Source organism: Chondrinema litorale (assembly GCF_026250525.1).
GTDB lineage: Bacteria > Bacteroidota > Bacteroidia > Cytophagales > Flammeovirgaceae > Chondrinema > Chondrinema litorale.
In genome coordinates this window covers 1,862,151-1,883,377 of the sequence record NZ_CP111043.1, presented here as the reverse complement: position 1 = coordinate 1,883,377, position 21,227 = coordinate 1,862,151, and the positions used below count along the sequence as shown (strand labels likewise).

Sequence of the window (21,227 nt, the reverse complement as noted above, 5' to 3'; positions counted from 1 at the left end):
AAAATGAATAAGTTACTGAAATACAGTTTAGGTGTATTAGGATTAATACTCACTTTACAAGTACAAGCTCAGGAAAAACTAGAAAAAGATTTTAGTGAAAGCTTTTCGATTGAAGATGGAGATTTACTCGATTTGGAAAACGAATACGGCAAGATTATCATCAAAGAAGTTTCTGGCACTGAACTGAAAATAGCTGTACATGTCGAAACAGAAGGGAAAGACGCAGAAAGTACCCAAGAGTCGCTCGACAGAGTTTCTGTGGTAATGGAAAAAGAAGGAAAAGTAATTTCTGCACATACAAGATTAGATGCAAAAGCAAATGCCTTTAAAAGTTTGGTAAAGAGTGTAGGTGATGCATTTAATAATAATATGAATATAACTTACCAAGTAGAAGTACCGAAAGGGCTTAATCTGGATGTTTATCAAAAAAATGGTGATATTCAAATTGCAGATGTGAGTAGCGATTATACCATTGAGTTGAATGATGGTGAATTAAAGCTCGATAAAATTACTGGCTCACTCAAGCTTACATTAAAAGGTGCCGAAGGTACAATTACATCTATGGCAGATGGGAGCTTAACTTTAGAAAACTCATCATTAGATGTGAAATCGGGAAAAAATATAGTTTACAACAGCAATGTAAATGGTTGTAAGTTAAATGCTGGTAATCTCGAAAGTTTATTTCTCGATAGTAAAAACGATGAAATTAAATGCCTAAGCCTAGGCGGTTTAAGTGGTAAAAGCACACTTTCTAAGATTAATATTGAAAAGTTGAATGGGATTACAGATTTTAACTTGACCTTTGGCTATATCTCAGTAGAAGAAGTTACCTCAGATATGGAGTCTATAAGTATCGAAGGTAAAAGCAATGCAGATATTTTTATGGATTTTTCTAAAAATCTAACCTTCGAACTGGAACTTACGGGTAAAGAAGATCATGTAAAAATACCTGAGACTGATACTGAATTGAAAAAAACTTTCTTAAATGAAAAAGCAAAAGAAGCTCAGTGGAAAGGTAAAGTAGGTAGTGGAGATACCGAAAACAGAACGGTAATTTTAAAAACTGGTGGTAGTGGAAAAATAGAACTGGGCAGGTAGTATATATATTGATGTTGGTTTATGAAAGTAGGTCTTTTTTTTGGTTCTTTTAACCCGATACATGTTGGCCATTTAATATTGGCTAATGCAATGGTAGAAAACGCAAATCTTGATCAAGTATGGTTTGTAGTTTCGCCACAGAACCCTTTTAAACGAAAAAATAATTTGCTACACGAGTTTGATCGGTTTAGCATGGTTAGGCAGGCGATAGCAGATAATCCCAAGTTTAATGCAACTGATATTGAGTTTAATATGCCTAAGCCAAGCTATACCGCAGATACGCTCGCTTGGCTTACAGATAAATACCCGAAATATGAGTTTGTTTTAATCGTGGGAGAAGACAACCTGAATAATTTTCATAAATGGAAAAACCATGATACCATTTTAAACCAGTATGGATTGTTGGTGTATCCTCGCCCAAATTCTCCAAAAACAGATTTATTAAAGCATCCGAAAGTAAATTTGATTGATGCACCGATGGTAGAGATTTCTGCTACTTTTATTAGAAATGCGATTAAGAATGATAAATCGATCAAATATTTGGTACCAGAAGAAGTGGAAGCTTTTATTAAGCTGAAAAGGTTTTATAAAGAATAACTGTTTTTAAACAGTTATTCTTCTTTACAATAGGCATCTAATGCTTTAGATGCATGTTTTATTCCCATGTTTACCGCCTGTCTTAGATCACTACAACATCCGGCAGACTCACCAGAAAGCTTTCTTGCCAAACCTCTGTTGTAATAGTAATTTCCATTCTGCGGATCATATGCAATTGCTGCAGAGAAATCTTCTACTGCTTCTGTAAACTTAGCTGTTTTGTAATATACATCGCCGCGTAAAGCATAGTTTTTAGACCAATCTGGAGCTAAGCGAATGGCTTTACCAAAATCTCTAATAGCCGAATTGTAGTGTTTGGCTTTTTTATGGGCAATCCCCCTGTTCGAATAATATTCTGCCTGTGTATCATTTAGCATAATGGCTGTATCATAATCGGCTATGGCACCTTTATAGTCGCCGCTTTCGAGTCGAGCAAAGGCTCTGTTGGCATAAGCCGATGGGAAGCCATCTTCTAGAGAAATAACTTTATCTAATGCTTTTAACGCATCTTCGTGGTTTTTACCAGCAAGAGAAAGGTTGTAAAGTGCCAGACTGTGTTCTGGGTTTATCTCTAAAGCACTTTGGAAATCAGTAATTGCTGGTTCCATTTCCTTTTTATCTAAATAAACCAATCCGCGATTTACATAGAAGTCAGCTTCTTCTTTGTTTAACTCAATGGCTGTATTAAAATCTGCTAGTGCTCCATCTCGGTATTTTAGAGCCATTTTTGCCAAACCGCGATAGTGGTAAATTTCTGCATCTTGTTTTTCTAAAGTAATAATTCTATTGAATTGGGTTTGACCAGAATTGTTATAATTAGTGCCTTTAAAAAATACAGCAGTCGTTTCATTTTTAGGTATTTGCAATAGTTGGTCAAAGCCTTCAATCGCTAATGGATATCTTTTAATTTCGTAATACAATACAGACTTGCTAAATAGTGCATCATATCTACTGGGCTCCAATTTCATTAGCATCTCATAATCTTGTATCGCATCTTCTGGTTTGTTTAGTCTTTCTCTGCACATGGCTCTTAAGCTCCATGCTTCTGTATTATGCGGATATATTTTTATGGCCTCACTTAAAAGGTTCTCAGTTTTATCGTATAAACCTTTATCCATAAAATTAGAAGCAGACTCGAAAAGCCTTTGTGATTCTTTTCTGGGTGAATAGGCAAGGTCCTTTTCATTAAAATCAGTTTGTGCAAAAACAGAAGCAGATAAACTGTAAATGAAAACTGTAATTAGAATATAGGTTTTCATAGAGATAGTAGCTAAATGTGTATAAGTTATTTTTAGATTAAAAAAAAGCACTTAGGGTAGCATGCATTTTTTACTTAAAAATTGGATGAAAATACTTATTAAGTTAGCGAAAAGTAAAAACTTTAGCAAAGGATAAAATTTTATTCGGTCTTATCAGGATTGATTTTTTAGTTTTGAAAAATGAGTAATAAGCCACAAAAAAATCTGAAGATTTTAATACTTCGTTTTTCTTCAATTGGTGATATAGTTTTGACTACTCCAGTTGTAAGAACAATTAAGACCCAGCTTAAAGGAGTACAGTTACATTACTGTACAAAAAAGTCTTATACAAGTATTCTTTCTTCTAATCCTTATATAGATAAAATCCATACATTGGATGGTAGTCTAAACGATTTAATAACTGAGTTAAAACAAGAGCAGTTCGATTTTATAGTCGATCTTCATCATAATTTAAGAACATTAATTATAAAAAGCAGACTGGGCATTTCTTCGAAATCTTTTAATAAACTCAATAGAGAAAAGTGGCTGTTTGTAAACCTAAAAGTAAATAAAATGCCTAATGTGCATATAGTCGACCGATATATGGAGACAGTAAAACCATTGGGAGTTGAGATGGATACTTTTGGTTTAGATTATTTTATTCCGGATAAAGACGAGGTTGAAAATAGCTGGTTGCCAGAAACTCATCAGAATAGTTATGTAGCTTTTGCAATAGGCGGGCAGTTTGCTACGAAAAAATTGCCAGTAAAGCGAATTATCGAAGTTTGTGATCGTATTAACAAACCTGTGATTTTACTTGGCGGAAAAGAAGATGTGGAAGTAGGTGAACAGATTGCCAGTTTTTTTGAGAAGCGAGAAGGAAATAAACCATATGAGGAAGGATTAAAAGAACTTGGTAAAAAAACCATTGTTTTTAATGCTTGTGGCAAGTTTAATCTTAATCAATCTGCATCTGTACTTAAAAATGCCAGAGCTGTTTTTACTCATGATACAGGCTTAATGCACATTGCAGCTGCTTTCCAGAAAAAGATTTATTCAATTTGGGGGAATACTACTCCATACTTTGGTATGTACCCATACAGAACAGAGTTTGTGGTTTATGAAAATAATAAATTAAAATGCAGACCTTGCTCTAAAATAGGCTATAAAAAGTGCCCCAAAGGACACTTTAAATGTATGAATGATATTGTTTTCGACTTTTGGATTCCTTGAGCTTATTTACCAGCTCTACCAGTAACACTTTCTATTGGAATGCCCTGTAAAGACTCATAGATTACATCTTGAATTTTAGTTCTGATGTTTTCTCTAATCAGTTTTTGATTACCAACAAAAGGATGGATTCTGTTTGAAAGGAATACATATACCAGATTGTAAGCTGGGTCTACCCAACCACAAGTACCAGTAAAACCTGTATGACCAAAAGTTAAGTCTGAGCTAAGTTCAGAAGAACTGGCTCTTACATTTCTTAATGGAGGTTTGTCCCAACCAAGCCCGCGTCTGTTATTATCGAAATATCTGTGATTAAACTTGGCAATTGTTTCTGGTTGAATGTACCAGTTGCCACCGTAAAAGCCTTCTTGTAGGTTCATCTGTAATACTACCGAAATGTCGTAGGCATTACTAAACAAACCTGCATGTCCGTCTACACCACCGCTCAATGCTGATGCAGGGTCATGCACATAACCGTGTACCAATCCTTTTCTTTGGTAAATATCCATTTCGGTTGGTACAATCTGGTCTTTATCTATTTTTTCAATCGGATTGTAAGTGATATGCTTTAGCCCTAAAGGTTGATAAATGTATTGAGAAAGAAATTGATCGAGAGGTTGTCCACTCACTCTTTCTACAATTCTTTTCATCATCATAAAACCTAAGTCGCTGTATCTATAAGTTGGCTTGCTGTATCCATAGCGGTTTCTAGCAAGGTCTGTATCTATTAACCACTGCCAAACAGAGTCTGCAATATGATCTAATGCAAATAAGTCAGGGCTAATTTGCACAGAATATCCTTCTTTTTGTTCGTATGAAAGGTAATTAGGATTGTTTTCTCCATTTTCTGTAACATAGCTCCAAAAAGGATAAAAAGCTTTTAAACCAGCTTGATGAGAAAGTATATCCTTAATTACCATATTTTCCTTATTGGTATTTGCCAATTCTGGTAGGTAATCAGAAGCTTTTTTATCTAGATCGATTTTATTTTGCTGTTCAAGCATCATTACTGCTTGCAATGTGCCCAGCACTTTTGAAAGAGAAGCAATGTCATAAACAGATTCATTACTTACACTGGTCTTTTTGCTATAAGTATGATGCCCAAAAGATTTGTCGTATACAATTCTGCCATCTCTAGCAACAAGTATCTGGCATCCGGGAGCTGCTTCTATACCAATTGCATATTTTACAATAGAATCAATCTTTGCTAATACCGTACTTTCCATTCCGGCAATTTCAGGTACACCAAAACCCATTCTACCTAAAGTAGCTACTTGAATACCATCACCTGCTTTAAACTTTTCTGAAGCAGTTACTGGTAATTTACCATTTGCATTTACAGCACCAAATAATGCTTGTGCAGCAGCTATTTGAGCGAGTGTATCATCTTCGTAAGCGCAAACCAAATAATCACTTTCTTCGAGGTATTTTAAGCTATATGGATTGCCAAAAACTACTGGAACTACTTTGGTCTCTTTTTCGAGTTTTTTAATAAAAGCTAGTACTGCATTACTCAAACCATACTGTCTAGATCTGCGGTTATTCATATTATGCAAACCGACAAAAACAGCATCTTTTTCTTTTAATTTTTCATACAATTGATCTAGCTGCGAAGTACTAGCTTGGTTCTTTGCAATATGTAGGTTTTCAATTGTGGTGTACTTACTCAAATATCTTTGGAAAGTACTTTCTTCTGCTTCTCCAATACTTAGTGATGCAAAATTTATACTGTCTATTTTGCTTATTGGCAGAAAGCTATCTTTGTTACTGGCGATTGTAAAAGCTTGCTCATAAAGTAATTGCTTAATAGCACGAGCTTTTGGAGTATTAAGGTCTTCAATTACATTATTTTCAGATATAGGTGTAAAATGATTAAGACCTAAAAAGTATTTAGCTTTTAATATTTTTTTAGCTTTAAACTCGATGGCGCTCCAATTAAGTGTACCATCGGCAATGGCTTTTTCAACAGCCGTAATACAGGCTGGAATATCTTCAGGAGAAAGTAAAATGTCGTTTCCAGCAACCAATGCTTTTACTGCTATTTCGCCAGGCTTAAAGTATTTAGCAACACCTTGCATGTTTAGCGCATCTGTAAACACAAGTCCTTTAAAACCTAGGCTGTCTATGAGTAAATCTGTAATTACTTTTTTAGATAATGATGTTGGAAGGTTAGGTGTACTGTCTAATGCAGGTACGTTTAAGTGAGCGACCATTACACTCAGTACTGAGTCAGCAATCATTTCTTTAAAAGGAAATAATTCGGTCTCAAGAATGCGCTCTTTAGAATGTTTTATAAGTGGCAATGAATAATGAGAATCGGCATTTGTATCTCCATGTCCGGGAAAATGTTTTGCCGAAGCAATTACACCATTATGTTGTAGCCCTTTCATATAAGCAATGGCTTTTTTAGCCACATTCCCTTTCTCTTCTCCAAAAGAACGGAAACCAATTACCGGGTTTTCTGGATCGGTATTGATATCTGCAACAGGAGCAAAATCGATATGCGCCCCAACTCTTCTAATTTGCCTGGCAATTTCACCACCCATTTCATATATCATTCTTTCATTCTGAATGGCTCCCAGTGTAATACTTTTAGGAAACATAAGGGTGCTGTCTAATCGCATAGCTAAGCCATATTCGGCATCCATGGCGATCATTAGCGGAATTTTAGAAAGTTTTTGATAGCGGTTTACCAATTTAACCTGTCTTACCGGACCTCCCTGCATAAAAATTAATCCGCCAATGGCATATTCTTTTATCAGTTTTTCTATACCTTCTACATGGTTTGCAGATAGGTTAGAGTAAGTAGTAGCCATTATAAGTTGGCCTATTCTTTCTTTCTCAGACATTAAAGCATATACTGAGTCTGCCCAGGTTTGCTGTTTGGTTAAATACTCTTTATAAGCCTTTTCAGCTGCTTCTCTGGCAAGTTTCGCTTTAAGAACTTCTGGGTCAGGATCATTCCCTCCACATGCAGAAGCAAATGAGAATGATGCTGTAAAAATGAGTATATAGAATCTAAAAGTTTTTAAAAACGAGAGCTGAAACATACTGGCGAAAAAATTTAAGAATAGCTTAGTTTGTAAAACAATTTGTAAATAAAAAAATTTGCAATCTTTAGCTTAAAAAATAAAAAAATCTTTACTCTGGGAATCTTTAATGTTTAACAATTGCTTATCTAAGCACTTTGTAACATTTTAGAAAAAAATCATTATACCTTTGTGAGTAAGATTTAAGTAAACAAGTTTCAATTTTAATACTTGATTTACCGGATCGCTAATATTTTCTGATAACCTTTGATATTTAACGGCTTAAATTTCTAATGTTTTAGAAAGTAATTAGCAAAAAAATCTATATTACTCATTTTGATGATACTATAACGTAATCTAAAACATTACATTAGAATAAAACACATTTTTTAATTTCACCCAAAAAACGATGAAATTACCAACGCTTTCCAGATTACCCAAATACAAAAGGTTCTCTTTTGAGCCTCGTTATTACGATCCAGTTAAAGAAGAAATCAGAGCAAAAGAAAGAGCAGCTCAAAGCTTGTTAAAAGGAGCAAACAACGAAAATGTTGATGTAGCAGATATTAAAAACAGAATTTCAGGCTCTTTTAAAAGAAAAACAAGTGATTCTAAAAGATCATTTTTAATTCAGGCAGTAATTGCAGTCGGTCTTACATTGTTATTCCTTGCTATTTTGAAATTGTAGTAACAAACTGTTGTTGGTTTGAGCAACAGTTTCCCTCATTCCAAATAATACTAATTGAAGTTTTAAGGAAATAGAAAAAAACTACTTATTCTATTTCTTCAACAAAGAGTTCTCCGGCAATCCAGTCTGCCTGTAGGCGGCCTTTAGTAGTTAATTTAAGTGTTTCTCCGTCTTGCAAAACCAAACCATACTGTATCATTTTTTTTACTGTATCTCTTTTTTCTTTTAAGAGGTCAAAATTATAAGCAGTAAGCATTTTTTGGTTTTGGTATCCCCACATTGTACGAAGGCTTGTCATGATACATTCATTGATTTTTTGATTTATGGAAAGTATTTCCTTTTCATAAATCAAGCTGCCTTCTTGCAAAGCTTTTAAGTATTTATGGTTGTGGCTAATGTTAAATTGGCGGGAGACAGTATTAAAAGAATGTGCAGAAGGGCCTACTCCCAAGTATGGAATCTGTTTCCAGTAAGCAGTATTGTGCACCGCATAGTTTTGGTCTTTGGCAAAATTAGAAATTTCGTATTGCTCATAACCTGCTTTAGTTAGCGTATTCATAAGTATTTCAAACTGCTCGGCAGCAAATTCTTCGTCAGATTCTGTGAGCTTGCCGTTTCGTTTCCACTTACCAAAAACAGTTTGAGGTTCTATAGTAAGGCAATAAGCAGAAATATGCTCAGTCTCTAATTGTAAAGCTTTTTCTAAATCACTTTTTAATAATTGATGATTGCTGTCTGGCAAGGCAAAAATCAAATCGATAGTAAGCTTTTCAAAACCTGCATTTCTCGCTTTTTTTACAGCGGTCGCAGCTTCTTCGGCATTGTGCGAGCGATTCATATACTTTAAATGTGCATCGTGAAAAGATTGAATGCCGATGCTAAGCCTGTTTACACTTTCAGCTTTAAAGTAGGCTAAACTTTCTGTATGTAAATCGTCTGGGTTTGCTTCGAGGGTAATTTCCGCATTTGGGTTTACTGTAAAGTTATCGTGTACTGTTTGCAGAATTTTTACTAGTTGCTTTTGAGATAGCAACGAGGGTGTACCACCACCAAAATAAATTGAGTTTAGAGGTTCGTTTAAATAAGCTTTTTGTAGTTCAATTTCTTTACAAATGGCATTTACCATTTCGTCTTTTTTCGAAAGGTTGGTGCTAAAATGGAAGTCGCAATAGTAACAGGCTTGTTTACAAAAAGGGATATGTATATATATGCCAGCCATTAAATGTATTTATCTATTATTTTATTTATGTGTTTGATGTAGCTTTCAGAATTGTACAAATTTACATAAAGCATTAATGGGTAAAGGCTGTAAATTTCCATTCGTTCCAAATTACCCGGCAAAAGTGGATAAATAGCTTGGTAATTCCTGAAAAAAGATTCGTCGAATCCGCCAAAAAGCTTTGCATTGGCAATATCAACTTCTCTATTTCCAAAATAGATAGATGGGTTTACCATACAAACCTGATTATTTAAAGTAGTATACACATTTTCTTTTCGAAGGTTTCCATGTAGTAATGAAAATGCTTCAGGCTCATAAAGTTTTTCAAAAGCTAACTGTAACTTATCCAGTTTAGCAAACAGACTTTTTTCTATTATTCCATTATAATAGGCAAGTCCAAATTGTACACTCAACCTTTGCTCAAAGAAAAACTGTACCCACTTATCTGTTTGTTCATTTTGTTGTTTGAGAGATGATATAAAGTTGTTGAAATGCAAGCCTGCTTTATCATGTTGAATTTGATGTAATTCGACAATAGTATTTGCAAGGTTTTTCCAAAACGGACGAAGAATGGCTTTTTCTTGAATAAACTCTTGAACTATTACTTGCCTGCCAGATTCTTCTCCAAAAAAAATTACATCAGGTATTATTACTGATTTTAATTTTGATTTTAAAAATTTCAAACTGGTTGCTTCAGAAGTAAACATTAAGCCAGATTTAGTCTCATTAAATTTAATGAAGAACTTAGCGCTATCAGTATCTACCTTAACTGACTGATTTACAAAGCCTCCACTAATAAAATAGACATGCCTAACTTCATGGATTTTACCTGTAGCGAGTAGTAGTATTTTTTGAAAAAAGTCTGATTCACTTTTATAAATCATAAATGTGTAATTTATAAGAAAACTCTTATCCTCGTTTGTTGGTTTTATCTTCTGTTAAGTAATTGTAATAGTTAATGATGTTGTTTAACATTGAAAAGAATTTTAGCTTTACAATAGTTTTTTTATGCAAAACCAGATTAGCTTTCGGGAGGTACAAGAAGCAACCGATTTTTTAAAAGCAAAAACAAATCTACAACCAGAACATGGGATAATTCTGGGAACAGGTCTTGGAGCACTGGTGGATGATATACAGATTGTTGACACTGTTTCTTACAAAGATATACCTCATTTTCCTGTTTCAACAGTAGAGTCGCATGCTGGAAAATTAATTTTCGGTTACCTTTCAGAAAAACCTGTTGTAGTAATGCAAGGAAGGTTTCACTATTACGAAGGTTACTCTATGCAACAGGTAACTTTACCAGTAAGGGTAATGAAGTTGCTTGGTATAAAAAGTCTTTTTATATCTAATGCAGCAGGAGCTTTAAACCCTTCTTATAATGTTAGTGATTTAATGCTCATAAACGATCATATAAATTTGCAATATGAGAATCCACTTACTGGAAAAAATATAGATGAATTAGGACCACGTTTTCCAGATATGAGTGAGCCATATGCCGAAAATTTGCTTAAAAAAGCAAGAAAAATAGGAAAAGAGCATAATATGAATTTGCAGGAAGGGGTTTATGTAAGTGTTCCCGGTCCCAATTTAGAAACACGAGCAGAATACCGTTATTTGAGAACTATTGGTGCAGATGCAGTTGGTATGTCTACGATTCCGGAAGTATTAGTAGCAAGACATATGGATTTGCCTGTATTTGCGATTTCGGTACTTACAGATTTGTGTGCACCTGGTAAAGTGAAAAAAGTAACTGTTTCGGAAATACTAGCTGCTGCTGCAAAAGCGGAACCGGTTATGACCAAGCTAATTAAGTTAATGCTGGCATAAAAAAACAAGGGTAATTTTTTATACTCAATATAATTTTTAGGTTCATGTACACCATCAATAATGTTTTGATAACCATTGACTTTACTGCTATGGATAGTAGTTTGGTCAACTATGTATTTGAATTCTCAAAAATTGTTCACTTCAAAAAAGCAGTTCTTACAAATGTGGTTGGTACTACTAACCTCGATGAAGAAGTGCCTAACCCACAAGGTGAAGGAACAATTACAAAAAGAGAAGAGATTATATATAAACTTGAAAGTCTGGCGGCTAAACACAAGCCCGAAGATTTGGATATAGAGATAATCTATAGGGTTAAAAATGGTGATCCACTTACCGAGATTCTGGAAGTTGCCAAGAATCAAGATATCGATATGATTGTAGTGGGTAGAAAAACCATTGCAGAAGGTTCTGGATTATTGTCGAGAAAATTGGCAAGAAAAGCGCTTTGCTCTGTGCTAACACTTACACATAATGCATTGCCACATTTCGAGAAAGTTCTTATCCCAATAGATTTTTCTGAGTTCTCTTACACTGCTTTAGAAAAGGCTGTAAAACTAGCTCGTCAAACTCCTTTAGAAATTGTTTGCCTTAATATTTATAACCTGCCTAATGGTTATTTAGCATCAGGTAAATCTCCAGAAGAGTTTTCTAAAATTGTGAAGAAGAACAATGAAAAAAGATTTAAGCATTTTATTAAAGACCTTGATATCTCTGGACTTAATTTAAAAATGAAGTATCAGTTAGATACCAGAAATGCGAGAGCAAAAATCATTTTTAATATAGCTTTAGTAGAGCATGTTGATATGATTATGATGGGCTCAAAAGGAAAATCTAAATTGGCTCAGGCATTTTTAGGAAGCACTACAGAAAAAATATTATTACATAATATTAGCATACCTACACTTGTATTAAAGCAAAAAGAAGTAAATGTAGGTTTAATCAACTCTTTATTGAATATGTAAGTAGTTTATTTGCGAATAGTTTAACTATTTAGGCAAATAAACTACTTGATTTTTCAATTGCTTATCCTTTCCTTACCATTAATTTATCGCCAACTTTAATAGCAAAGTCGCTCATGTTATTTAAGCCCTGTAATTCTTGTACAGTAAGGTTATTTCTTTTGGCAATAGAATACATGGTATCGCCTTTTTGTACAGTATGATAAGAGGGTGCACCTACTGTTATTTCTTGACCTACCATCAAATTATTGCCTTCAATCCCATTCCAACTTCTTATTTCTTCTAGGCTGATATTGTATTTTTTAGATAGAGAAAAAAGTGTTTCACCAGCAGCTACTTTGTGCATCGATTGCCCTTCGGCACTTTTAATAGTACTAGCAATACTGAAAGATTCTTGTTTTACAACCCCTCTAGCAGTAACACCTTCTGGTAATTTCTCAATAGAAGCAGTTAACACTTGTGGAGCTAAATGATCTTTTTCAGGATTCCATAATAAACTACCAGTAGAGGTTTGAACTACATATAATCCATTATCTGTAGCCTGTACAATTGGAATTCTTTTGGTTTTATTAAAATAGTTAAAAGCTACTTTTAGAGAAGCCCATAAGTCGTGGTTGTATTCATCCTCAGGATATAAGCTTTGTAACTTTGCTAGGTTGTCGTCTAGCAAAACAGCCGGAAATATATGTACAGGTATTTCTTCTTGGCCAGAAGCTTTAGCTTCCACAGCCATTACATATATTTCTTTCATACTTTCTTCTTCCAGATTGATATTTCCTTTAGAATCACAGCCTCCGGTAATACTCACTACATCTTTTTGGCTTTTACGATTTATATCAGCAGTATTCGGATAATCTATGCTTAGGGCTAGAAAGTTGGGACTATCTGGTACAAACATATCTAGTGCATAAATTCCCTCAGGTATGGTGTAATCTCCCAGTAATTTTTTAGGGCCTGAATCACCTGTATCTCCACAAGTTTTATATCTCTTAAATAAGGTATAAGAAACAGAACTAGGTGGCTTTATCCATAATTCTAATACTTGCTCATGTTTGTAGTATCTTAAAGCCACATGATTAGAGAAAGACCTGAATCCTTTCTTTATAACTAGTTTCTTTAAATCATTTTCCTTATCAACATAAGCAGTTTTTACATTTTCATTTTTAAGTTGATCTAGTTTAAACTGTAAGTTTTGTGAAGATGCCCACAAAGGCAAAATCAACAACATAGCGAAAAAGCCTGACTGATATTTAAATCGGTTTATCATGGTAAAAAATAATGGTATAGTTTAATTATCCTGCCCAACCTTCACGGTCTAGGCTTCGGTATTGTATGGCTTCAGCTAAATGTTCTATCTTTATTTCTTCACTTCCTGCCAAGTCGGCAATAGTTCTCGAAACTTTTAATATTCTGTCGTAAGCGCGGGCAGAGAGACCAAGTCTTTCCATTGCCGCTTTTAGTAGGGTTTTACCAGCAGTATTTATTTTACAGATGTCTTTTACCATTTGCGAGGGCATCATGGCATTAGAATAAATTCCGTGGTCTTTAAATCTTTCAGATTGGATTTCTCTGGCTGCAATTACTCTTTCTCTAATTACACTGCTACTTTCATTTTTGCGCTCGGCAGTCATCTGGTCAAAAGAAACCGGAGTAACTTCCACATGTAAATCTATGCGATCGAGTAAAGGGCCGCTTATTTTATTGAGGTATCTTTGTACAGTTCCCGGAGGACAAACACATTCCTTTTCTGGGTGATTGTAATAACCACAAGGGCATGGGTTCATACTGGCAATTAACATGAAATTAGCCGGAAACTCTACCGAAATTCTTGCTCTAGAAATAGAAACCCTCCTTTCTTCAAGTGGTTGTCTCATTACTTCGAGCACCGTTCTTTTAAACTCTGGCAGTTCATCTAAAAATAAGACACCGTTGTGCGCTAGAGAAATTTCTCCGGGTTGTGGGTTGCCACCTCCACCTACTAAAGCCACATCGCTAATCGTATGATGCGGAGACTGATAAGGTCTTCTGGAAATTAGGGCTGCATTCGGTCCCAGTTTGCCAGCCACAGAGTGAATTTTGGTGGTTTCCAAAGCTTCTTGCAAACTCAATGGTGGTAAAATGGAAGGTAATCGCTTTGCCAACATGGTTTTACCAGCTCCTGGAGGGCCAACCATAATTACATTATGCCCACCAGCAGCTGCAATTTCCATAGCTCGCTTTATATTCTCTTGCCCCTGTACAGCCGAAAAATCTGCTTCGTATTCGTTTTGCGAGTTAAAGAAAATATCTCTGGTATCTACAACCAGTGGTTCAATTTTAATATCTCCTTCAAAAAAGCCGATGGCATCTTTAATATTATCTACACCAATTACATCTAGCTTATTTACAATTGCTGCTTCAGCCGCATTTGCTTTAGGTAGAATAAATCCTTTGAAATTTTTCTTTCTTGATTCAATAGCGATGGGTAATACACCTTTAATTGGCCTTAGGCTTCCATCTAAAGCCAACTCACCCATAATTACATAAGATTCTAGTTGGTCTGAATTGATCTGCCCAGATGCAGCCAAAATGCCTAAAGCAATAGGCAAATCATAAGCTGATCCTTCTTTTCGTACATCGGCAGGGGCGAGGTTAACTACTATCTTTTGTCTGGGCATTTGATATCCCAAGTGTTTTATTGCTGATTCTACTCTTTGCTGACTTTCTTTTACCGCATTATCTGGCAAACCCACCATAAAAAACTTGTTCCCACTAAGTACATTTACTTCTACAGTAACCATCGATGCATCTACACCTGTTACCGAACAACCATAAGTTTTAGAAATCATACACAGTTAATTATTGCCTAGTTGAGTTGAATTAAAAAATTGTTTTATAAAAAATACTTTTCAAGTCAATCTCGACATTAGCAGTCAAAAAAATGTTTTGTTAAGCGTTTGTTTGAATAGTGCAAAAGAATAGTATCAGACGAAAAAGGAAAATTTTGAGTACTGATAAATATACAACAGGTTATTTTTATTAATCGCCGGGCAAAAGTAAAAATTGTTAGGCATAGACGAATATTCGGAGTAAAAACGGGTAGATTTGCCTAGTTATACACAAAGAATGTTGATAAGTTGACATAAATTAGTAGACCAGATGGAAGAATTACAAAAACTGCGGAAATTATTAGAGATAGAAAGACGAGCCGATCTGAGTTTTTATGAGCGTGAAGTAGTGATGCAACCAATAGGAGAAAGGAGGAGGAAAGGCTTAACTTGGTATCCGCTAATTGTGCAGCAATCGGGTATTGGTATGGGAGAGAAGTTTTTTGTAATTGTTGAACGAAAATCTCATTTAGGCAATTCGCATGCTTTTCAACCGGGAAGTATGATCTCCTTATTTAACCATGTGCAAGAAGGAAAAAAATCTCAACGAATTCCGGGAGTAGTTTCAGTAGTTTGGAAAAACAGCATGAAAATAACGCTCAATGTTGAAGAGCTGCCGGATTGGATAGATTATGGAAACCCCGGAGTAGACATGCTCTTTGACGATTTGAGCTATAAAGAAATGGATATCGCTGTTGAAAGAGTGATGGATGCCAAAGAAGGCAGGTTAAAAGAATTAAGAGATATTTTATTAGGCAAGCAACCTGCAGAGTTTCACGAAGCACCTTTTTATACAGAGTTTGGTAATCTGAATGATTCGCAAAAAGAAGCTGCATTAAAAATTACCACAGCCAAAGATGTAGCGATTATACATGGCCCTCCGGGAACTGGTAAAACCACAACACTGGTACAAGCTGTAAAATTAACTTTGCAACAAGAAAAGCAGGTTTTAGTAACTGCGCCGAGTAATACAGCAGTAGATTTACTTACAGAAAAACTGCTGGCTAAAGGAGTTAAAGTATTGCGAATTGGTAATCCAGCTAGAGTAAGTGAAGAACTGATGGATCACAGTTTGGAAGCACAAATTACGCATCATGATGATTACCGCTTTTTAAAGAAGCTGAGAAAACAAGGAGAAGAATTCCGCAGTATGGCTTTTAAATACAAAAGACATTTTGGTAGGTCAGAAAGAGAGCAGCGAAAGTTGCTGATGGGAGAAGCTAGAAAAGCCTTAGACGAAGCCAAGTATCTGGAAAAATATATTGTAGATAGTATTTTAGATGAAGCTGAAGTAATTACAGCCACTTTGGTGGGTACAGTGAATAAGTATATTCGCTATCGCCAGTTTAGTACCGTTTTTATAGACGAAGCTGCACAGGCTTTGGAGCCTGCCAGTTGGATTCCTATTACCAAGTCTGAACGAGTAATTTTTGCCGGAGACCATTTTCAATTACCACCTACAGTTAAGTCTTACGAAGCTGCTCAGGAAGGTTTAAGCACTACCTTGTTTGAAAAAGTAATTAAAAGGCAGCAGGTAGATGTGATGCTAAAAGTGCAGTATCGCATGAACGAAAAGATAATGCAGTTTTCTAATGATGTATTTTACAAAGGAGAATTGCAGGCTCACGATTCTGTGAAGAATCACTTATTAACCGAAGATCAGGAAGATTACCTCTTAGCCAAGCCTGTTGAGTTTATCGATACCGCTGGTTGTAGTTTTGAAGAAAAGCAAAACCCTGAAACATCGAGTAAGTATAATCCAGAAGAAGCTGGACTAGTTTTTAAACACCTCGATAGATTATTTGCTCATATTTATGCGACACACAAGCATTTACTCAACGATTCTTTTTCGGTAGGTGTAATATCTCCTTACAATGCCCAAGTTCAATATCTGAAAGATCGCTTGGCAGAACATGCAGAAGTAAATGATTTTGCAGAGTTTATTAAAATTAACTCGGTAGATGGTTTTCAAGGGCAGGAAAAAGATGTGATTTACATTAGTTTGGTTCGTAGCAATGATAAAGGCAAGATAGGCTTTTTAGAAGACACCCGCCGAATGAATGTTGCCTTAACCAGAGCCAGAAAAAAACTGGTAATTATTGGAGATAGTGCCACACTTGGTCAACATCCTTTTTATCAACAATTCCTAAATACCATGGAAAAAATCGGAGCTTATTCCAGTGCTTGGGAATGGATGGAGGGGTGATATTTACTACTAATAATAATTTAATAACTGGCTATAATTATTAATTCAATGAAAATTTTGAGTGTATTTTTTCTGTTTGCCTTAATACTTTTGATGACAGGATGTCCTATGGGGCCTTCTTCCAGAATGTATAAAACACAGGAATGGGAAACGAAGTACTACACTAAATCTACAAGATGTATTTTACCAGATGATATAAAAACTAAACCTGATAGATTTTTGGAATTAGATACTCTATTAAATTGGGTTGGTGTAATAAGGTCATATGAAACCAAATTAGTGGGAGATACCGGTGTGATAACACTAACCATAGATCATAAATACTGGGATTTTATTGAAGATTTTAGTATTCAGGATGAAATAATGTTTATATCTCCTTATGGAGAAGGTGAATTTAAATACAGTACTCAACATTTGAATTATACTAAACCAAGATTGGATTCATTAGTCACCCAAATTAATATTGATGATTTAATAATTTGTTATGGAAAATTAGATCATATGGAAAATGATACTCCTGTATTGAATAATTATGGGTTAAGGTTTATACCGTATAAATTATACACAACAAAAGTAATGAGTTACAAAGTTGCTAAAGATAGTATTACAGGAAGTACATTATGTAATGATAATATGTGTCAAGTATCGGAAATGAAGTTGTTGAAAGTTCCTGAAATGGGACAAAATAAATAATTTGTACCCCAAAAGCTTATGTTGTTGCTTTACATACAAAAACTTCACTTTCAGCTTTTTCCCAAAACCCACCTTCAAAATTCTTAAAAATTAAAATATAGATGTAAGGGTAAATGAGTGAGGCATAAGGGCCATTATCATATACGATTATATAATAAGAGATAATGTTGATTAATGCCAGTATAGCTAATGGTGAGAAGTAACTTTTTTTCTTTAGATATACTCCTGCTATTACGCTTATTGCTAATATTAATAATAAAGGCAATTGCTGGCGAGGAAAATAATATGGGTAGCCGTTTAGCCGAGTATAACCCAAGTTTTCGATATAAAAATTAATGAACTCTATATAACCTCCAAATGCATAAAAAATCCATATAGAGTATAAGGCTACAAAAGGAAGCAAAAAGCTAAGTAAAGCTCTCAAAAGTAGTTTTGGCTTTTTTGTAAGAAAATGGATGAATAAGAACAGAGCAATTCCGGGTAAAGCAAAGCCCAAACGTGGCGAAGTAAGTAAACTCAAAGAGGCAAGAGCACCAGCCAAAACCATATTTTTAAAAATTTCTTTAGCATCATCTGTCTTGAAAATTTTTAGAATGGCTAAATGCGCAGTTAACATCAGTCCAGAAGCCAGTAAATCCATTCTACCTTCGTGCATACACCGAAAATAAAAAGAATCTATAGCAAAGAGTGCTAACAAACACCAAGTTGTAAAATAGTTTTTGTGTTCTGTAGCAAAAAGTTTAAAGGTGAGCCAAAAAGTCCATATTCCGGAAAGAAAGGCAATTAATCGATATTGAAAAATGCCAAAGCCAAAAAATTTAAAGAAAAAAGCCACAAAGAAGTAATAAAAAGGGCCATATCGTAAATCTTCGGTGGGTATATCTGTATAAAAAGCTACTGTTTTTGTGAATCTTCCTGTCTCAAGAAATGCTTTACCTATAGCGGCCATGTAAGTTTCGTCGTACCAAGGTAAAGGAAAGCTAGTAAGTGTAACTAAATGTAGGCATAAATATGCCATTAATAAGAGAAGGAAAATAAATCTGTATTTCAGTAACCTAAATTTCATTTAAACACTTGTTGGCTATTAATAGATATTGATAAATTTGTATAGATTTGCGAAGCCAAATACAATTTGTTGGTGTTGCAAAAATTAATTATTAACATGCGAATTCATCTATGCGAATTTGTTGGCAGGCTTGCTTTTAAATTCGCTATGAAATCATTTAGCAAAATAAACTAACACGGAAATGTAATCCATCTTTTTAAAGGATTTCATTTGACCAACATTATAAAGATTACTGATAAAAATTCTAGATTTTGAAAAAAATAGCAGTATTAACATCTGGAGGAGATGCACCTGGAATGAATGCAGCAATTAGAGCTGCAGTTAGAGCAGGACTATACAATCATTTAGAAGTATATGGAATAATTAGAGGTTATAAGGGATTGATTGATGGGGACATTAGAAGGTTAGAGTCTAAAGATGTAAGTAACATTATTCAGCGTGGAGGTACAATTTTAAAATCTGCTCGTTCAGACGAATTCAGAACTAAGCAAGGTAGAGACAAAGCCTACGAAAATATAATTAAATTAGGAATTGAGGGGATTGTAGCCATTGGTGGTAATGGTACTTTTACAGGAGCTGAGATATTCATGAAAGAATTCGGAATTCCTACTATTGGAGTACCGGGAACGATTGATAATGACCTATACGGAACGGATTATACGATTGGATTTGATACAGCTGTAAACACTGCATTAGATGCAATTGATAAAATTAGAGATACGGCAGACTCTCACGACCGTGTATTTTTTGTGGAAGTAATGGGTAGAGATTCTGGCTATATTGCAATACAAACTGGTATTGGTGGTGGTGCAGAAATGGTTATGGTACCAGAAAATCCAGACAGTATCGAAGGTGTAATTGATACACTAAGTGCAGGTAGAGATCGTAAAAAATCTTCTTCATTAATCGTAGTGGCAGAAGGTGAAGATTTAGGTGATGCACATTACATTTCTGTAAAAGCGAAAGAAATGTTGCCTCATATGGATATTAGAATGACTACACTTGGTCACGTACAACGTGGTGGAGCTCCTACGGCATTAGATCGTATTCTAGGTAGCCGTTTAGGTTTAGCTGCTGTTGAAGGTTTATTAGAAGGTAGAAAAGATGTAATGGCAGGTATTATAAACGATCAGGTTGTTTATACTTCTTTCCACGATAGTATCAATTTGAAAAAACCTCTTAATAAAGATTTAATTAAGATGGTGAACATTCTTAGTATCTAAGATTCTTTTTAATGCACATTTGAACTAGGTTATTTTTTTAATTGTATAACTAAATAACCTTAGAAGATATATTCATTAAGAAATTAAGGTCTGTTAAAAAAACAGGCCTTTTTGTTTTCTCAAAAATCACTCAGATAGTCTACATAATGTCTTTGTTTTTCAAATTGCTTAAAATACTGGGTTTCGCAGTATTAGGAATAATTGTTTTGGTAATAGGCTTAGGAGCTTTATTTCTGAATTTTTATCCTTCGTTTGGAGGTAGCCCTACAGAAAGCCAAAAAGCTGAGTATGCGAATTTTACTTATTATAAAGATGGAAAATTTAAAAATCAGCAGTATACAGATATGAGCATGAGTTTTTCAAAAATTCTTACACTCATTTCAGAATATAGAAGAACAGATGTACAAAGACAGCCAGATAAAGAAATTCCTGTTTATAAAGTAGATTCATTAAATATTGTAAACTATGCTGATTCTGTTCCGCGAGTTACATGGTTTGGGCATTCTGCTTTTTTATTAGAATTTGGAGATAAAAAAATCCTGCTAGACCCAATGTTGGGAGAATCTCCATCTCCCCACCCATGGATCGGTACCAAACGATACAGCGATGAATTGCCAATTGTTGTAGAAAAGCTACCTGAGATAGATGCTGTTTTGTTTTCTCATGATCATTATGACCACCTTGATTATGAGTCTGTTATGATGTTAAAAGACAAAGTTAAAGATTTTTATGTGCCTTTAGGAGTAGGTGCACACTTAAAAGCATGGGGAGTAAGTGAAGACAAAATACATGAAATGGCTTGGTGGGATGAAGCCAAACAAGGTGATGTTTTATTTGCCTGTACACCAGCACAGCATTTTTCAGGTAGAGGTATATTTAATAGAGAAACCACTTTATGGGCTTCTTGGGTAGTAAAAACCGAAGATCTTAGTGTTTACTTTAGTGGAGATAGTGGCTATAGTCCACATTTTAAAGAAATAGGAAATAGATATGGTTCTTTCGATTTTGCCATGATTGAATGTGGACAGTATAATAAGCTTTGGTCAGATATTCACATGATGCCAGAAGAAAGTGCACAGGCATGTGTAGACTTAAATGCAAAGGTTTCAATGCCAATACACTGGGGTGCATTTACATTGGCGTTACATTCATGGACAGAACCCGTTGTTAGATTTAGCACAAAAGCCGAAGAATTAAACCTGCCTTATATTACTCCAGAAATTGGTATTCAAGTATTGTTAGACAATACTGAACTTTACCATAAAAAATGGTGGGAGTTATAAG

17 protein-coding genes are annotated in these 21,227 nt (G+C 34.8%); 10 read left to right on the top strand and 7 right to left on the bottom strand.

Annotation, left to right across the window (positions count from 1 at the left end; all coding sequences use genetic code 11):
- Nucleotides 1–3: 3 nt before the first annotated feature.
- Nucleotides 4–1,098, top strand: a complete 1,095-nt coding sequence (locus OQ292_RS07850; RefSeq protein ID WP_284685504.1) for a hypothetical protein — start codon at nt 4–6, stop codon at nt 1,096–1,098.
- Nucleotides 1,099–1,119: 21 nt separating this feature from the next.
- Nucleotides 1,120–1,695 carry a nicotinate (nicotinamide) nucleotide adenylyltransferase gene (nadD, locus tag OQ292_RS07845; RefSeq protein WP_284685503.1) on the top strand — a complete coding sequence of 192 codons (576 nt, stop codon included), beginning with the start codon at nt 1,120–1,122 and terminating at the stop codon, nt 1,693–1,695.
- 14 nt (nt 1,696–1,709) lie between these two features.
- Here the strand turns inward: nadD and OQ292_RS07840 are convergent, their stop codons facing one another.
- Nucleotides 1,710–2,954, bottom strand: coding sequence for a tetratricopeptide repeat protein (locus OQ292_RS07840; protein WP_284685502.1), 1,245 nt, complete (start codon nt 2,952–2,954; stop codon nt 1,710–1,712).
- Between the two features lie 180 nt (nt 2,955–3,134).
- Between OQ292_RS07840 and OQ292_RS07835 the strand changes: the two genes are divergently transcribed.
- On the top strand, nt 3,135–4,166 hold the full coding sequence (locus tag OQ292_RS07835; protein ID WP_284685501.1) for a glycosyltransferase family 9 protein: 1,032 nt from the start codon (nt 3,135–3,137) through the stop codon (nt 4,164–4,166).
- A 2-nt stretch (nt 4,167–4,168) separates the two neighbouring features.
- On the opposite strand, the gene OQ292_RS07830 is transcribed toward OQ292_RS07835, so the two are convergent.
- Complete coding sequence (locus OQ292_RS07830) at nt 4,169–7,213, bottom strand: serine hydrolase domain-containing protein (protein WP_284685500.1); 3,045 nt, start codon at nt 7,211–7,213, stop codon at nt 4,169–4,171.
- A gap of 388 nt (nt 7,214–7,601) precedes the next feature.
- Here OQ292_RS07830 and OQ292_RS07825 point away from each other — a divergent pair, with 388 nt between their 5' ends.
- A complete protein-coding gene (locus OQ292_RS07825; protein WP_284685499.1) occupies nt 7,602–7,880 on the top strand; it encodes a hypothetical protein in 279 nt (92 codons plus the stop codon).
- A gap of 85 nt (nt 7,881–7,965) precedes the next feature.
- On the opposite strand, the gene hemW is transcribed toward OQ292_RS07825, so the two are convergent.
- Both hemW and OQ292_RS07815 read right to left on the bottom strand, forming a co-directional pair.
- A complete protein-coding gene (gene hemW, locus OQ292_RS07820; RefSeq protein WP_284685498.1) occupies nt 7,966–9,099 on the bottom strand; it encodes a radical SAM family heme chaperone HemW in 1,134 nt (377 codons plus the stop codon).
- Complete coding sequence (locus tag OQ292_RS07815; RefSeq protein WP_284685497.1) at nt 9,099–9,983, bottom strand: fructosamine kinase family protein; 885 nt, start codon at nt 9,981–9,983, stop codon at nt 9,099–9,101. Before OQ292_RS07815 ends, hemW begins: the two co-directional genes overlap by 1 nt.
- 124 nt (nt 9,984–10,107) lie before the next feature.
- Here OQ292_RS07815 and OQ292_RS07810 point away from each other — a divergent pair, with 124 nt between their 5' ends.
- Nucleotides 10,108–10,929 carry a purine-nucleoside phosphorylase gene (locus tag OQ292_RS07810; protein WP_284685496.1) on the top strand — a complete coding sequence of 274 codons (822 nt, stop codon included), beginning with the start codon at nt 10,108–10,110 and terminating at the stop codon, nt 10,927–10,929.
- Nucleotides 10,930–10,973: 44 nt separating this feature from the next.
- A complete protein-coding gene (locus OQ292_RS07805) occupies nt 10,974–11,891 on the top strand; it encodes a universal stress protein (RefSeq protein ID WP_284685495.1) in 918 nt (305 codons plus the stop codon).
- Nucleotides 11,892–11,952: 61 nt separating this feature from the next.
- Here OQ292_RS07805 and OQ292_RS07800 read toward each other — a convergent pair whose 3' ends face one another.
- Nucleotides 11,953–13,155 carry a LysM peptidoglycan-binding domain-containing protein gene (locus OQ292_RS07800; protein WP_284685494.1) on the bottom strand — a complete coding sequence of 401 codons (1,203 nt, stop codon included), beginning with the start codon at nt 13,153–13,155 and terminating at the stop codon, nt 11,953–11,955.
- A 25-nt stretch (nt 13,156–13,180) separates the two neighbouring features.
- Nucleotides 13,181–14,716 carry a YifB family Mg chelatase-like AAA ATPase gene (locus OQ292_RS07795; protein ID WP_284685493.1) on the bottom strand — a complete coding sequence of 512 codons (1,536 nt, stop codon included), beginning with the start codon at nt 14,714–14,716 and terminating at the stop codon, nt 13,181–13,183.
- Between the two features lie 310 nt (nt 14,717–15,026).
- On the opposite strand from OQ292_RS07795, the gene OQ292_RS07790 reads away from it, so the two are divergent.
- Both OQ292_RS07790 and OQ292_RS07785 read left to right on the top strand, forming a co-directional pair.
- On the top strand, nt 15,027–16,961 hold the full coding sequence (locus OQ292_RS07790; protein WP_284685492.1) for an AAA domain-containing protein: 1,935 nt from the start codon (nt 15,027–15,029) through the stop codon (nt 16,959–16,961).
- Between the two features lie 48 nt (nt 16,962–17,009).
- The gene (locus tag OQ292_RS07785; RefSeq protein ID WP_284685491.1) at nt 17,010–17,654 is read left to right on the top strand and encodes a hypothetical protein; all 645 of its coding nucleotides are present in this window, start codon (nt 17,010–17,012) and stop codon (nt 17,652–17,654) included.
- A 16-nt stretch (nt 17,655–17,670) separates the two neighbouring features.
- Here the strand turns inward: OQ292_RS07785 and OQ292_RS07780 are convergent, their stop codons facing one another.
- Nucleotides 17,671–18,720, bottom strand: a complete 1,050-nt coding sequence (locus tag OQ292_RS07780; protein WP_284685490.1) for a glycosyltransferase family 39 protein — start codon at nt 18,718–18,720, stop codon at nt 17,671–17,673.
- 251 nt (nt 18,721–18,971) lie between these two features.
- Here OQ292_RS07780 and pfkA point away from each other — a divergent pair, with 251 nt between their 5' ends.
- Nucleotides 18,972–19,943 carry a 6-phosphofructokinase gene (gene pfkA / locus OQ292_RS07775; RefSeq protein ID WP_284685489.1) on the top strand — a complete coding sequence of 324 codons (972 nt, stop codon included), beginning with the start codon at nt 18,972–18,974 and terminating at the stop codon, nt 19,941–19,943.
- Nucleotides 19,944–20,107: 164 nt separating this feature from the next.
- A complete protein-coding gene (locus tag OQ292_RS07770) occupies nt 20,108–21,226 on the top strand; it encodes an MBL fold metallo-hydrolase (RefSeq protein WP_284685488.1) in 1,119 nt (372 codons plus the stop codon).
- Nucleotide 21,227 lies beyond the last annotated feature (1 nt).